General features: G+C 66.6%; 12 protein-coding genes. 1 reads left to right on the top strand and 11 read right to left on the bottom strand.

Annotated features, from left to right (window positions below):
* Positions 1–429: 429 nt before the first annotated feature.
* The 3 genes from DFR69_RS32675 to DFR69_RS32665 are packed head-to-tail and all read right to left on the bottom strand — an operon-like array spanning position 430 to position 2,596.
* Positions 430–1,014 (bottom strand): copper resistance CopC family protein, encoded by a 585-nt coding sequence (locus tag DFR69_RS32675; protein ID WP_110041549.1) that lies wholly within the window; start codon positions 1,012–1,014, stop codon positions 430–432.
* Positions 1,007–1,381 (bottom strand): ArsR/SmtB family transcription factor, encoded by a 375-nt coding sequence (locus DFR69_RS32670; protein ID WP_110041548.1) that lies wholly within the window; start codon positions 1,379–1,381, stop codon positions 1,007–1,009. Before DFR69_RS32670 ends, DFR69_RS32675 begins: the two co-directional genes overlap by 8 nt.
* Positions 1,382–1,387: 6 nt before the next feature.
* A complete protein-coding gene (locus tag DFR69_RS32665) occupies positions 1,388–2,596 on the bottom strand; it encodes an MFS transporter (protein ID WP_425271612.1) in 1,209 nt (402 codons plus the stop codon).
* A 535-nt stretch (positions 2,597–3,131) separates the two neighbouring features.
* Here DFR69_RS32665 and DFR69_RS32660 point away from each other — a divergent pair.
* On the top strand, positions 3,132–3,398 hold the full coding sequence (locus DFR69_RS32660; protein WP_110041546.1) for a hypothetical protein: 267 nt from the start codon (positions 3,132–3,134) through the stop codon (positions 3,396–3,398).
* Positions 3,399–4,174: 776 nt separating this feature from the next.
* On the opposite strand, the gene DFR69_RS34730 is transcribed toward DFR69_RS32660, so the two are convergent.
* The 8 genes from DFR69_RS34730 to DFR69_RS32625 all read right to left on the bottom strand — a co-directional run bounded on the left by DFR69_RS34730 (position 4,175) and on the right by DFR69_RS32625 (position 13,981).
* On the bottom strand, positions 4,175–4,327 hold the full coding sequence (locus DFR69_RS34730) for a hypothetical protein (RefSeq protein WP_167456487.1): 153 nt from the start codon (positions 4,325–4,327) through the stop codon (positions 4,175–4,177).
* Between the two features lie 4 nt (positions 4,328–4,331).
* The gene (locus tag DFR69_RS32655; RefSeq protein ID WP_110041545.1) at positions 4,332–5,786 is read right to left on the bottom strand and encodes an NAD-dependent succinate-semialdehyde dehydrogenase; all 1,455 of its coding nucleotides are present in this window, start codon (positions 5,784–5,786) and stop codon (positions 4,332–4,334) included.
* Positions 5,783–7,126: a 4-aminobutyrate--2-oxoglutarate transaminase gene (gabT, locus tag DFR69_RS32650; protein WP_110041544.1), complete on the bottom strand. Its 1,344-nt coding sequence runs from the start codon at positions 7,124–7,126 to the stop codon at positions 5,783–5,785. The genes DFR69_RS32655 and gabT overlap by 4 nt, the downstream gene beginning before the upstream one ends.
* 109 nt (positions 7,127–7,235) lie before the next feature.
* Complete coding sequence (locus DFR69_RS32645) at positions 7,236–8,666, bottom strand: aminobutyraldehyde dehydrogenase (protein ID WP_110041543.1); 1,431 nt, start codon at positions 8,664–8,666, stop codon at positions 7,236–7,238.
* Between the two features lie 9 nt (positions 8,667–8,675).
* Positions 8,676–10,097 (bottom strand): flavin monoamine oxidase family protein, encoded by a 1,422-nt coding sequence (locus tag DFR69_RS32640; RefSeq protein ID WP_110041542.1) that lies wholly within the window; start codon positions 10,095–10,097, stop codon positions 8,676–8,678.
* A 29-nt stretch (positions 10,098–10,126) separates the two neighbouring features.
* Positions 10,127–11,461 (bottom strand): NAD(P)/FAD-dependent oxidoreductase, encoded by a 1,335-nt coding sequence (locus DFR69_RS32635; protein WP_110041541.1) that lies wholly within the window; start codon positions 11,459–11,461, stop codon positions 10,127–10,129.
* Positions 11,458–12,429 (bottom strand): alpha/beta fold hydrolase, encoded by a 972-nt coding sequence (locus tag DFR69_RS32630; RefSeq protein ID WP_110041540.1) that lies wholly within the window; start codon positions 12,427–12,429, stop codon positions 11,458–11,460. Before DFR69_RS32630 ends, DFR69_RS32635 begins: the two co-directional genes overlap by 4 nt.
* On the bottom strand, positions 12,422–13,981 hold the full coding sequence (locus DFR69_RS32625) for a flavin-containing monooxygenase (RefSeq protein ID WP_110041539.1): 1,560 nt from the start codon (positions 13,979–13,981) through the stop codon (positions 12,422–12,424). Before DFR69_RS32625 ends, DFR69_RS32630 begins: the two co-directional genes overlap by 8 nt.
* Positions 13,982–14,052 lie beyond the last annotated feature (71 nt).

Here is a 14,052-nt window from a genome sequence, read left to right as displayed (position 1 = left end):
GGCGGTCGTGTCCAGCAAGGCGTCCCGCACGGCTTGACGATGCGCGGTGATGGTGTCGTTCCAGAGCTTGGGCACGATCGCAGTATTCCACGGGCCATCGCACGCGCGGTCCGTACCAGATGCCACCACTGACGGTGCGCGCAAGCACCTCCGCGACCCGGTGGTGTCTACGTCCGTACGTCAACCCCACGACGAAATCACCGACGCGCTCACCGTCCGCCTCACCCCTGCAACAAACTCCTTCGGTGGCGCCACCGCTGCTGGCCGCCATCGTCACCGGAGTGCTGATCACCACCATTCGCACCTCGATCGAAGGGGGACTCTCGACCTCGGACGAATCGGTCGATCAGACGCTCCGCATCCTCGCTACTGCCGCGATCGATGCAGGACTATGTCCTGCGCAGCAGTTGCGCCGGGGGCTCGGGCAGCTCAGCTCTTGCGACGGGTGGCACCGAGCACGACCGCCAGTCCACCGGCCAGCAGGACCACGATAGCCACGGCCCAGATCCACATCGGGAAGCCGTTGGGCTCGTCGCCCTCGGCGGCGGCGGGTTGCGTCGTCGCCGGTTCAGGCGTGCCACTGTTCGACGGAGTGGTCGAGGCGGCTTTGGTCAGGTCGAAGGTGTAGCTGCCCTGGATCGGGTGCCCGTCCTCGGAGACGACACGGAACCCGACCGTGTAAACCCCTGCCGGGCCCAGGCCGGTCAGATCAGTCGACAGAATCTTGCCCTGAGTCTTCGGTTCGCTACGTTCGTAGTGCTGACCGTCGGGCCCGACCACGGTCAACGCGGCGAAGGTCGACTGGATGGCCTCGTTGAAGGTCAAATTCACCTGGGCAGGCGCGGTGTCGATGCGTGCGCCGTCGGCAGGGTCGCTGCTCGCCAGCGCGGCGTGTGCCGCGGCCGGGCCGGCTGTCAGCGCCAGCGCGGCGAGGATGGCTGTGAACGCCGCCGCGGTTCGCGCCAGGATCCTCACCGCCGCCGAGGTGGGCAGCGGGCGGCTCGACTCATGCATGGGGTTGTTCTCCTGTCACCATGTGATCGGCAAGATTGAGACCTTCGCGAACCAGCCTGGCAAGGTGGCCGTCTCGGATGCGGTAGACGATATGGCGGCCCTCACGGCGGGTCTCGACCATGCCGGTGAAGCGCAGCTTCGCCAGATGCTGACTCACGGCGGTCCGCGAGGCCGCCGTGGCCTCGGTCAGCGCGCTGACATCCGCTTCTCCGCAGGCCAGAATCCACAGAATGTGCAAGCGGGTGGGATCGGCGAGCATCCGGAATGCCGAGGTCGCGGCTTCCAGACGCGGCGGATCTGGTTCGACAGCATGGACGAGACTCGGCACGACCGGCTGGCTGGCGTTCGAACCGAGCTCACCGATCATGCTGGTTCACCGACTTTCGACTGTCTGGGCCTGCGGAACTGCGGGCAAGGTCTTGGGCCACACTCGCGCAGCCGTGATCCCGGCAAGTGTAGCCAGCACTGCCAGCGCCACCGCTGCGGCGAATTGCCCCACCACCGCACCGACCCAGCCCGCGACGGGGTAGGTCAGCAGAAAACACGCGTGCGACAGCGAGAACTGGGCGGTGAACACCGCCGGACGCGTGGAAGCATTGGATTGCGCCCGCAGCAGCCGCGCCGCCGGGGTGTTGATCATCGACGCTCCTGCCCCGAGCAGCAGCCACGCCACCGCGAGCAGAACCCACCCGAAGGCCGGGGCGGGCTCGATGGCGGCGAGGACTGCCGCCATGGCCAGGCCGATGGGCAGCACGGTGCAGCCGGTCAGCATCAACCGACGGTCGGGCATCACGGCGAGCAGCCGGGGCATCGAGATCGCCACGACCATCGATCCGGCACCGTAGAAGCCCAGCGCGACAGCGACCGCGGACGGCGGGCCCGCGAGCAGCTCGCGGACATAGACCACCGTGTTGACCACAACCAGCGCCGTAGCGGCCCCAACAGCGAGGTTCATCGCCAGCAGGCCGCGCAGCACCGGATCGGCCGCCATGATCCGCGCGCCACCGGTGATACGCCGGGTCAGCGGCACCGACCGATCGACCGGCACTCGCCGCGGCAGCTGCGTACCGACGACCATCGCCGCCGACACGACGAAACCCGCCGTCGTACCCACGAAGAGCAAGTTGTAGCTGATCACCGTCAGCAACGCGGCAGCCAGAACTGGGCTCAGCAGCGACTCGAGATCATAGGCCAGCCGCGACAGCGACAGCCCGCGCGTGTAGTCCTCCTCGTCCTCCAGCACAGACGGGATCACGGCCTGGAAGGCGGGAGTAAACGTCGCCGACGCAGCCTGCAGAACGAAGATCAGCAGATAGATCTGCCACACTTCGCTCACGAACGGCAGCGCCAGGGCGACAACCGCGCGCACCACATCCGCCGAGACCAGCAGCACTCGCCGCGGGACCCGATCTGTCACTGCTGAAATCACCGGTGCCACACCGACATAGGCGACCATTTTGATGGCCAGCGCCGTTCCCAGCACCGCACCCGCGTCGGCACCGGCGATGTCGAAGGCCAGCAGGCCCAGCGCGACAGTCAGCAGTCCGGTACCGACCAGTGCGACGACCTGCGCGGTGAACAACCGGCGGAAACCTCGATGCCGCAGCACCTCCAACACAGCCGACCTCCTGGCTCACCTCGTCCGACACCGTCGAGGTTAATGCAATATGTGCGCAGGTGCGAACTTGACAACGGGAGGCTTATGGGCTGCGTCGCCAGACCGGACAACCGGCCACCTTCCCCCCGGCCCCATCGAGCAAGACGTGCTCGTCCGGTGATCGTGGGTAGCCGACGACTCCCTTGCTCGTATCGGCGTGGTTTGAGGCATCGACGCGGCAGGCATCGACGCTTTCGCCGAACGTCCGATGGTGGTCATGACCGGATGGACCACGGCCACCGCTGCGGTGGCGAACCCTCTGGATGCGGCACTTCGCGCGGCTCCTGGAAGCGGTGTTGACCTTGGCGACCGCACGCCCAGAGGTTCCCCTGAGCGGGTCCCGACGCGTCCGCTGCCGAAAGCAATTCATGCCGCACTATCCATCAGCACGGCACACGACGACCATAGGACTGTCACGACGGCTGCCCTACGATGGATGCAGGTCAACTAGGAGATCCCCGTGTGGCGTTCGGATGGTGTCGGAGCCGAAGAATTGCGCTGGCGCTGGGCCTTGGCCGGACTGGTTCTCGGTTGCATCGCGGTGGCAGTGACCGCGTTCTCGGCGCAGTACCCGGTCTCCATCACCGCCGCGGTCGTACTGACAGGGCTGGCAGTATCGCACCTAGACGAGTATCGACCGGCTGGAGCGAGGCTGGTCTCTCTCGGATTCGGCGCGCTGGTCCCGACCGCCGCCGCTGCGGCGATGCATGGCGTCGGCTCGCTCTGATATCGAATCTGCTGGCCGCACGCTACGCCGTAGGCAGCATCACAGCCCTGATCCGGCTGTCGCGGCCGACCGAGTGTGCATCGACCGTGGAATGCTCACCCGCGCGGTGTTCGGGCATGCCCGCCGACCAGGAAACTTGTGCCACGAGTGCCATACTGCCCAGATCACGACCCGGCAATGGTTCGGCCGGTGATCTGATGACCACTCACTGATCACCACATCGCCTCTCACCCCAGCGCTGAATCCGCTTCGACTACCAAGCAGCCAGCATGAAGTCCCAGCCCACCCGCGTTCCATCTTCGATGTGCCCCACCGAGGGCGTGAACCTGCGACCAGCGATGCCAGGAGGCCGCGACAGGACACCGCAGTACCGACTCAGCAGCTCGTATAGGATTGGTGCGCACCAGCTTCGCGATATGTATTCGATCGCTCTCGATCACACATTTCCGAAGCTTTGATCCGAAATCTGTATGCGAGTCCCCCCTCGCGCACAGATTCACGGTAGATTTGCCGCATTTGCGTGCCGTGTGTTCGAGCGCACTCGAACACACGGAGGTGACCTGGGAAATGCGCACCCACCTGCAAGAACTCCTGGCAGATCTGCCAGGATCGACCATCCCTGACCCGGCCGGACTGTGCACGGGGAACGATTGGGGACGACGGTGATCCCCCGCTGATTTCCCCCGCAGGCGCCACTGGAACAGCTGATTCGCGGTACACCGCCAACTACGCCGGGACCAGACAAGATCCCGGACGACGACCTGCTGTACGGCGTGTCAACGGTCGGCGACGCGGGCAGGGTCCTGGACCGATACGTGATGACCGCCCTGGGCTGGCTGCCTGGGACACGCCTCGAAATACGCCCATTCGACGACCTGCTGCTCGTCGGCGAAGCCGACGACGGTCCGGTCCACGTCACCGCTGACCACGGCCCTATTGCAGGGCAACGTATTTGGTCTCGAGGTACTCGTCGATGCCTTCGCTGCCGGCTTCCCGGCCGAGACCGGATTGTTTGATTCCGCCGAAAGGGGCGGCAACATCGGAGACGAGCCCGCGATTCACTCCGACCATCCCCGCTTCGACGGCATCCGACACGCGCAACGCACGGTGCTGGTCACAGGTGTAAATGTAGGCGGCCAAACCGTATTCGGTGTCGTTGGCGGCAGCGATGCCCTGGTCCTCGCCGTCGAAGCCGGTGATCGCGGCGACCGGCCCGAATACCTCCTCGCGCAGAACACGCGCGTCGGCGCTGACGTCGGCCAGCACGGTCGGGGTGTAGAAGTAGCCGTCGCCGTCGACGCAGGCGCCGCCGGTGGTGACCACCGCCCCCTTGGTGACGGCATCGGTCACCAGGTCGTCGACCGCACGACGCTGCTTGTCGGTGACCAATGGACCGACCTGCACGCCGTCGAAGTGGCCAGGGCCGATGGTGAGCCCACGCATGCGTTCGGTGAGCCGGGCAGTGAATTCGTCGCGGACCGCGTTGTCGACGTGGAAGCGGTTCGCGGCGGTACACGCCTGCCCGGTGTTGCGCATCTTGGCGGCCATCGCCCCCTCGACCGCGGCATCGAGATCAGCATCGGCGAACACAACGAACGGCGCATTGCCGCCGAGTTCCATCGAGGTGCGCAGCACCGAGGTGGCCGCGCGGGCGAGCAGATGTTTGCCCACCGCGGTGGATCCGGTGAAGGTGAGCTTGCGCAGGCGCGAGTCGGCCAGGATCGGGTCGGTCAGTTGTGCTGATCGCGAGGTCGGCAGGATCGACAGGACACCGGCTGGCAGACCGGCCTCGGCGAGAATCCGGCCGAGCAGCAGCATGGTCAACGGCGTTTCGGAGGCGGGTTTGACCACCATCGTGCAGCCGGCAGCGAGCGCGGGGCCGATCTTGCGGGTGCCCATGGCCAGGGGGAAGTTCCACGGCGTGATCGCCAAGGTCGGACCGACAGGCTGTTTGGTCACCAGGATTCGCCCGTTCCCCGATGGGGACGGCGTGTAGCGGCCGTTGATCCGCACGGCTTCCTCTGCGAACCAGCGCAGGAATTCACCGCCGTAGCCGACCTCGGCGTAGCTGTCGGGTAGGGGCTTGCCCATTTCCAGGGTCATCAGCAGTGCGAAGTCGTGTCGGCGTGCTGTCACCAGTTCCCATGCTCGGTACAAGATTTCCGCGCGTCGGCGTGGCGGCGTCGCCGCCCACGACGGTTGGGCGGTGGTCGCGATGGTCAGGGCCTGCGCGCCATCGGCTGGGTCGGCGTCGGCTACCTCGACCAGGACCTTTCCGGTGGCCGGGTTGTGGACCGGGAACCTCGAACCGCCGGCCGCCGGCACTTGGTGGCCGCCGATCCACAGGTCGGTCGGCAGCGCGGCCAAGAGGGCGTCGATGTCGGTCATCGGCGGCCTGCCGCTGCGTGCAGGACATCGTCGAGCACGGTGATGGCCTCGTCGAGCAGGTCGTCGCTGATCACCAGGGGTGGCAGCAGCCGGATCACGTTGGAGTGGGTGCCGCAGGTCAGCAGAACCACGCCTCGGGCGAGGGCTTCGGCGGCGATCCATGTGGTGAGGTCGGGGTCTGGGTCGGTGGTGCCTGGGTGGACGATCTCGATGGCCAGCATCGCGCCACGGCCGCGGACGTCGCCGATCACGCCGGTCCGATCGGCCGATTCCTGCAGCCGTGGCTTGATCGCGTGCTCGATGGCCCTGGCCCGGGCCGGCAGGTCGAGATCGTGCATCGTGTGCAAGGTGGCCAGCGCGGCGGCGCAGGACACCGGGTTGCCGCCGTAGGTGCCGCCGAGACCACCTGGGTGTACGGCATCCAGGAGTTCGGCGCGCCCGGTGATCGCGGCCAGGGGCATACCGCCTGCGATGCCCTTGGCCATGACGATGATGTCGGGCTCGATCTGCTCGTGCTCGCTGGCGAACCAGGCGCCGGTGCGTGCGAATCCGGTCTGCACCTCATCGGCGATGAACACGACACCGTGCTGTGTGGCCCAGTCGGCCAGCGCGGGAAGAAAACCCGGGGCCGGTGTGATGAAGCCGCCTTCGCCTTGGATCGGTTCGATGATGATCGCGGCCAGCGATTCGGCGCCGATCTGCTTGTCGATCTGGTCGATGGCGCGGCGTGCGGCGAGCTCGCCGGTGAGCCGATCGCGGTAGGGGTAGGAGGTCGGCATCCGGTAGACCTCGGGCGCGAACGGCCCGAACCGGGCCTTGTAGGGCATCGACTTCGCGGTCAGTGCCATGGTCAGGTTGGTGCGCCCGTGATAGGCGTGGTCGAAGGCGACGACCGCGGTCTTGCCGGTGGCAAGGCGCGCCACCTTGACGGCATTTTCTACGGCTTCGGCGCCGGAGTTGAACAGGACCGTGCGCTTGTCGTGTGCGCCCGGGGTCAAGGCCGCGAGTTGTTCGGCGACCTCGATGTATCCCTCGTAGGGGGTGACCATGAAGCAGGTGTGGGTGAAGCGACGGGCTTGCTCGGCCACGGCGGCGGCTACCTCTGGGTTGGCGGCGCCGACGGTGGTCACCGCGATCCCTGAGCCGAGATCGATGAAGGAGTTGCCGTCGACGTCGACGATCACCCCGCCATCGGCGTCGGCGGCATACACCGGTACCGCGGACCCGACCCCGGCCGCGACGGCTTGGCCGCGCCGGTGTGCCAGTACGGCTGAACGCGGCCCAGGCAACGCCGTAACAATAGAGCGCTGTTGCGCGAGACGATAGGCGATATCGGTCATCAGAGAACTCCAGGTGAATGGATCGGAGGGCGCCGCGGCGCTGCGCGTCCTCGGCAGGGCACTGGTTCGCGCGGGACGGTGCTGCGACGAGCGGGGAGGTCGTCGGGTGTCAGTGGAGAGTGCTCATCACATGCTTGATCCGGGTGTATTCCTCGACGCTGTAAGCGGAGAGGTCTTTGCCATATCCGGAGTATTTGAATCCCCCGTGTGGCATTTCGGCGACCAGCGGAATGTGACAGTTCACCCATACCGCGCCGAAGTCCAGTGCCCGGGTGAGTCGTTCGACGGTGCCGTGGTCGCGGGTCCACACGCTCGATGCCAGGCCGTAGTGCACGTCGTTGGCGTAGTCGATGGCCTGGGACTCGTCGGTGAAGGCTTGCACGGTCAACACCGGCCCGAAGGTCTCCTGCTGCACGATCTCGTCGTGCTGACGGATACCGGTGATGATGGTGGGTTCGAGGAAGTAGCCCAGTTCTCCTACGCGTTTGCCACCGGTGACGATCCGGGCGTGCGACGGCAGCGCGTCGAGTTTGTCGGTGACCGTGGTGAAGTGGTCGAAGTTGTTCAACGGTCCGTAGTAGGCATTCGAGTCCTCGGGCAGTCCCGGCCGCAGGGTCTCCGTCTTTTTCACCAGCGTCTCGACGAGCTCATCGTGGACGGAGTGGTGGACCAGGACCCGAGCTGCGGCGGTGCAGTCCTGTCCGGCGTTGAAGAAGGCCGCCTCGGCGATGCCGGCGGCCGCTTTGTCGAGGTCGGCGTCGGCGAATACCAGTGCTGGTGCGTTGCCGCCGAGTTCGAGGTGTACGCGTTTGACCTGCTCTGCCGCCGCGGCCGCGACGGCGATCCCGGCCCGCACCGATCCGGTGATCGAAACCAGGCCGAGAGCGGGTTGCGATACCAGTGCCGCGCCGGTGCTGCTGTCACCGAGCACCACGTTGAACACCCCGTCCGGCAGGATGCCTTTGCTCAGTCGCGCCAAGACCAGGGTGCTCTCGGGCGTGGTGTCGCTGGGCTTGAGGACTACAGTGTTACCGGCGGCCAGGGCAGGTCCGATCTTCCAGATCGCCATCATGAACGGGTAGTTCCACGGCGTCACCTGCCCGACGACCCCGATCGGTTCCCGACGCACGTAGGAGGTGAATCCCTCCATGTACTCTCCGGCGGCCTTTCCCTCGAGCAATCTGGCCGCGCCGGCGAAGAAGCGCAGCTGGTCGGCGGCCACCGCCACCTCCTCGGTCGCAATGACCGCCCGCGGCTGACCGGTGTTGCGGCACTGCGTTTCAACGATGTCGTCGGTGTGGGCCTCGATCGCGTCGGCCAGTTTCAACAGCACCGTCTGCCGGAAGGCCGGGGTGGTCTTACCCCAGGTGACAAAGGCTCGTGACGCGGCGGCGACCGCCGCCTCGACATCCTCGCGAGTCGAGATCGGTGCTCGGCCCACCACGCGCTCGTCGACCGGATTGACAAGGTCCAGGGCCTCGGTGGACACCGAGGCGACGAACTGGCCATCGATGTAGTTGCGCAACAGCGCGATCGACATGATTCCCTCTCAGTGTTGTGCGGTGGTGACGGGGATGGCGGGCGAGGCCGGGGTGTTCTGCGACAGTGCGCGGCCGGCGTCTTCGGCTGCTCGCTGTCCCGCGCTCACCGCGCCGTCGATATAGCCCTGATTGACGGTGGCGGTCTCTGTACCGGCCCAGTGGATGCGCCCGACCGGTCGGCGGTCGGCGTCGGTGTACTGGGTGATCACGCCGGGGGGACGGGAACTGACGCACCCGCTGATCCACGGTTCGTGCGTCCAGTCCTTTTCCAGATAGGCCCGTGGATGGGCGGCCTCGGGACCGAAAAGAGTCTCGAGGTCCGCCAGGAACATCGCGCGGCGCACGTCGGGGTTGTCGAGGATCTCATCGCTCCAGTGCAGGCCGTATCCGGATCCGGCGGTGCCGAGGAAGGTCAGCAGGATTCCGACACTGCCGTCGGGCGGGGAGTTGTCGACGACGTAGTTGGCGACCCGAAGATCGGTGATCGCCTGCCCGTTGAACCCCTTGTCGCGCCAGAAGGGTCGATCGTAGACGGCGAACAGTTTGCTTTCGGTGCCGTTGCACCAGCGGCGCTGGAGCATAGCTCGGCGGGTGGGCAGGTCCGGCGCGAAGCGGATGCGGTTGGCGTCGGAGGGCGCCATGGCGACGATCACCTGGTCGGCTCGAACGTCGACACGGGCGGAGGACACCAGCACTCCGGTGTCGTCCTGGGTGATCCGCGAGACCGGCGAATCGAGAACGACCTTCTCGGACAACGCGTCGGCCATGCGCAGCGAGATCAGCTGGGTGCCGCCGACCACTCGGGATTCCTGAGCACCACCGGTGACATTGACCAGGTGATCGATCCCGCCACAGCCGGCGATACGGGCCAGCTGCACCAGCAGCGAAGTACTGTGCAGATCTTCCCCGTCGGTCACGGTGAAGCCCAGCTTGAACAGCAGCCGGACTTCCTTGGTGAAGGAGTTCGCATCGATCCACCGGCCGAAAGTGATGCTGTCCCAGTGGCGGGCCTCGGGCGCTTTCCACGGCGCGTCGAGCGGGACGGTTTTCGCCATTCGCTCCAAGCGCAGCTGAAGCTGGGCGTAGTCGGCCAGCACCATCGGCGCGAGCGGCGGAACCGTGCCCTCGTACAGCTTCTTCTTTCCCTTGCGCAGGTAGATCGACTTGCCGTCGACGAAGGTCTTGAAGGTGTCGAGGCCGAGTTCGTCCAGCAGCGCCAACACGTGGTCTTGGCCGGGTCCGACCCACTGCCCGCCGCCCTCGGTGATCACGCCGGGGGCGACATCGAGGTTGACGGTGCGACCGCCGACCCGGTCGCTCGCTTCCAGCACGACGACGGAATGTCCGGCTTGGTCGAGTCGGCGGGCTGCGGTGAGACCCGATACTCCGGCACCGATGACGACGACGTCGGCGTTCAGTTGCTCGCTCATGATGACTCCTTTGTCTCGGCGGATAACCGTCAGCGGTTGCGGCGGTCGAGGTAGTCGGCGAATCGATCGAGCCGCCACGCCGCGCGGACTGCCGTCGAGCTGGCCGCGGGCGAGGGAGCGAACCTGGGACGGGGGCGCCAGACGGCCTCGAGGTCGTCAGCGGCCTTGTCACCGCAGAGCCGGTCGGCGAGCATGCTTCCCAGGTAGGGCCCCTGTGCCAACCCGTGGCCGTTGCAAGCGACGGCGTAGTAGACGTTCCGGTCGGCTTCGCCGACGACCGGGAGCCACGATGTGGTTATCCCGATCCACCCGCCCCAGGCACGCTGCGGCGCCACATCGTGCAGCGTCGGGAAACGGATGCGGAATCCGCGTACCAGATCAGCGACCACAGTGGGGTTCGGGGTGCGGGCCCCGAGCGCGCCACGAGCGGTTTCGGCTTGGCGGATACCGAAGATGATCGTGTTGCGCGAGGTGAGCCGGAAGCTCTCCAGGCACAGGTGGTGGGTCGAGATACCGACCCGGCTCGTCCAGCCGGTCGCGCGCAGTCGTTCGGGGTCGATCGGTTCGGTCTCGACAAGGCTGACCCACAGCGGCGCGACCAAGTTCCGTGGCGTGATGGCCAGGTCCCTGGAGTGCGCGTTGTTCGCGATCACCACACGCTTGGCACGCACGGTTCCACTCGCGGTGGTCACCGTCACGCCGGTGCTCGTCGGCTGAATCGATCCGACCGGGCTGTGTTCGAAGACTCGGGCCGAGGAGCTCATCAGCGCGCTCCGCAGGCCGCGCGCGTACTTGCCGGGGTTGATGATTCCGCCACGGCGTTCGTAGATTCCGCCGAGAAACGCGGCCGGTAGCCCGAATTCGCGGCCGTCGACGAACTCGGCATCGGCTCCCGCGTTGGTGAGGATCCGCGCGTTCCAGCGGGACCGCTCGAGCTGTCCCCTGGTGACCGCGGCGATCACGTTGCCGGTTCGTTCGTAGTCGCAGTCGATTCCGAGCCCGTCGATCAGCCCGTCGGAGTAGGTGACCGATCGGTCGGCGAATCCGACGGCCCGGCGTAGGCGCCGGGGATGCATCGCGGCATGCATCTGGGCGTCACCGGCGAGGGTGTTGGTCAGGTATCCGGCATTGCGGGACGCCGCGCCCCAGCCGCAGAATTCCGATTCCAGCAGGGCGACGTCGACGCCGCGCTCGGCGAGGCGCAATGCGGTCCCCATGCCGAGGTACCCGCCGCCGACCACCACGACGTCGGCGGTGATCTCGCCCTCCACGGCCGGGGCGATGTCGGTCGGGCGTTCGATCCAGCCACTGAACGAGGAATACTCGATCCCGTCAGCGGCAAGAGTTTCGGTGGTCTCGGTCATCGGGTTCCTCCCGGTCGTCTTGTGGGTGTGCGGCCACGACCACGCTGTGTCGGCTGCTGGGTGGCGCGGTGCTTGTCGACATGCGCGGCGATGTGCTCGACGATCACGTCGGCCAGCGAGTCCGGAATGTGATGGCCCATTCCCGCGATGACGAGGTGGCGGGAACCGGGAATGGCAGCCGCGGTAGCCTCGCCCCCGGACGGGTCTACGAGGGGGTCTCGATCGCCGTTCACGACGAGCGTGGGCACCTGGATCGTGTTCAGCGCGGCGGTGCGGTCACCGGATGCCAGGATGGCTTGGAGCTGACGTTGCATCCCCGCGTGGCCGTCGCCGGCTGTTCTGTCCCATTGGGTGGCTGCGTGCTCGGCCTCGGCGATCTCGTCGATGGGATACCCAACACCCGCCAGGTTGGCGGTCAGACGCAGGTGTGCCTTGATCGCCTGGGGTTTCGTCCGCGGCGACTGAGTGGCAAGGATGACGGTCGTCCGCAGCGATGCCCGTCCGACCTCGGGGTTGCCCGTTGTCGAGTAGATCGAGGTCAATGACGCAGCGCGCGTGGGGAATTCCGCCGCGATCGTCTGCGCGATCATGCCGCCCATCGAACGCCCGACCAGATGAACGGGACCGACACCGAGGTGGTCGATCAGGTACGCACAGTCGGTGGCGCAGTCGGTGAGGGTGTAGGCATCCGAGCGCGGGCGTGCCGAGGCCAGGCGCAGGACCCCCGGGGCACGGGTGGAGACGAAAGTCGACCGACCGCTGTCCCGGTTGTCCATCCGGACGACGACGAAACCGCGCGAGACGAGCCCTGCCACGAAGTGCTCCGACCACATGGTCAGGTCTTCACCTAGGCCACCGATCAGCAGGATCGCGGGCCGGCCGGGCCTGCCGTCGACGCGATAGCAGACCCGGATACCGCTGGGCAGGCGGGTGAATTGGTCCTGGGCGGGCGCTGTCGGCTCAGACATGGCCCGCTTCCTTCGCTGCCCTGGCCAGCCGGCCGGGTGTGGCGGTGCCGCCGGCGAAGGGCCGGTCCGTGGTGGCGCTGAAGTGCAGGCTCTCGTCGAACAGCGCGCCCCGCAGCAGTTTGGCGTCTTCGGGATAGGACAGGCCCATCCGCCATGGCAGTTCGGTGCCCTGTCGCGGCACGGTGTGCTGCGAGCGCAGCACGTACCCGGCATCGATGTCGAGCACCGGCCTGGTTCGCATGCCGGGCTCGGCCACCGCGACCACGGTGTCATAGCCGAAGCTGTCCATGTGCGCGAGCAGGTCGCAGAAGTAGCGGCACATGAGGCCGATCTTCAGCGTCCACGACGAGGTCGTGTACCCGACCGCGATCGCCCAGTTGGGTATGCCGGAGAGCAGCATTCCGCGGTAGGCGACCGATTCGGCGAGGTCGACCGGTGTGCCGTCGACAGACAGGTCCATGCCCCCGAACAGCTGCATGTTCAGACCGGTCGCCGTAACGATGACGTCGGCGGGCAGCTCCCGACCGGATTCGAGCAGAATGCCGGTTCGGGTGAAGCGCACGACCTTGTCGGTGACGACCGAGGCGTCGCCGTTGCGGATCGACGCGAAGAAGTCGCCATCAGGTGCCATGCACAGCCGCTGGTCCCAGGGATCGTAGGGCGGATTGAAATGGGTGTCGACGTCGAAACCCTTCGGCAGCAGGCGCTTGTTGACGCGGCGGATCAGCGCACGCCCCGCCTTGGGGAACATGCGCAGGCCCTTCACGACCCCCCGATCGAGCCAGATGTTCTTGAACCGGGTCAGCGCGTATCCGCGCTTCTCCCCGAACAGCTTGGTCAGTGTCAGCGCCAGCGAGTCCACCCGGGGCAGCGACATCACGTACGTCGGGGTGCGCTGGAGCATGGTCACGTGCTCGGCCGCGCCAGGGCCTGCGGCCATCGCCGGAACGAGCGTGATCGCGGTGGCGCCGCTACCGATCACCACCACTTTCTTGCCCGCGTAGTCGTAGCCCTCCGGCCAGTGCTGGGGATGGAGAATGTCGCCGCCGAAGTCGTCACGGCCCTCGAAGTGCGGGGTGAAGCCTTCGTCGTAGCGGTAGTAGCCGGTCGCGGCGAAGACCCAGTTCGCCTTGATCTGCTGGTGGGTGACCGAGTCGCCGCCGTTGTCGATCCGGACCTGCAGTGTCCAGGCCGCGTCGGCGGTGGACCAGTCGGCCGAGGTCACTCGGTGCCGGAAGCGGATCAGCTTTTCGAGGTCGTTCTCCTGCACGGTTTCGCGCAGGTAGTCGCGGATGAGTGGGGCGTCCGCGATCGCGGCCCTGTCCTTCCACGGCTTGAATTCGTAGCCGAAGGTGTGCAGATCCGAATCGGATCGAATACCGGGGTAGCGGAACAGATCCCACGTGCCACCGATATTGTCGCGACTTTCCAGCACGACGACGCGCTTGTTCGGGAATGCTCTCGTGACGTAGCGGGCGGCGCCGATTCCCGAGATTCCGGCACCGATGATCACGATGTCGAACTCTTCGTTGACGATCGTCGACGTGTTCATCACATTCACCCCGTTTTCCGTTGGTTAGGCGTTAACCCACCTTCCCCTCGGAGCTATGTCACCAACTACAA

The organism is Nocardia neocaledoniensis (assembly GCF_003182135.1).
Taxonomy (GTDB): domain Bacteria; phylum Actinomycetota; class Actinomycetes; order Mycobacteriales; family Mycobacteriaceae; genus Nocardia; species Nocardia neocaledoniensis.
This window is presented reverse-complemented; position numbering and strand designations above follow the sequence as displayed.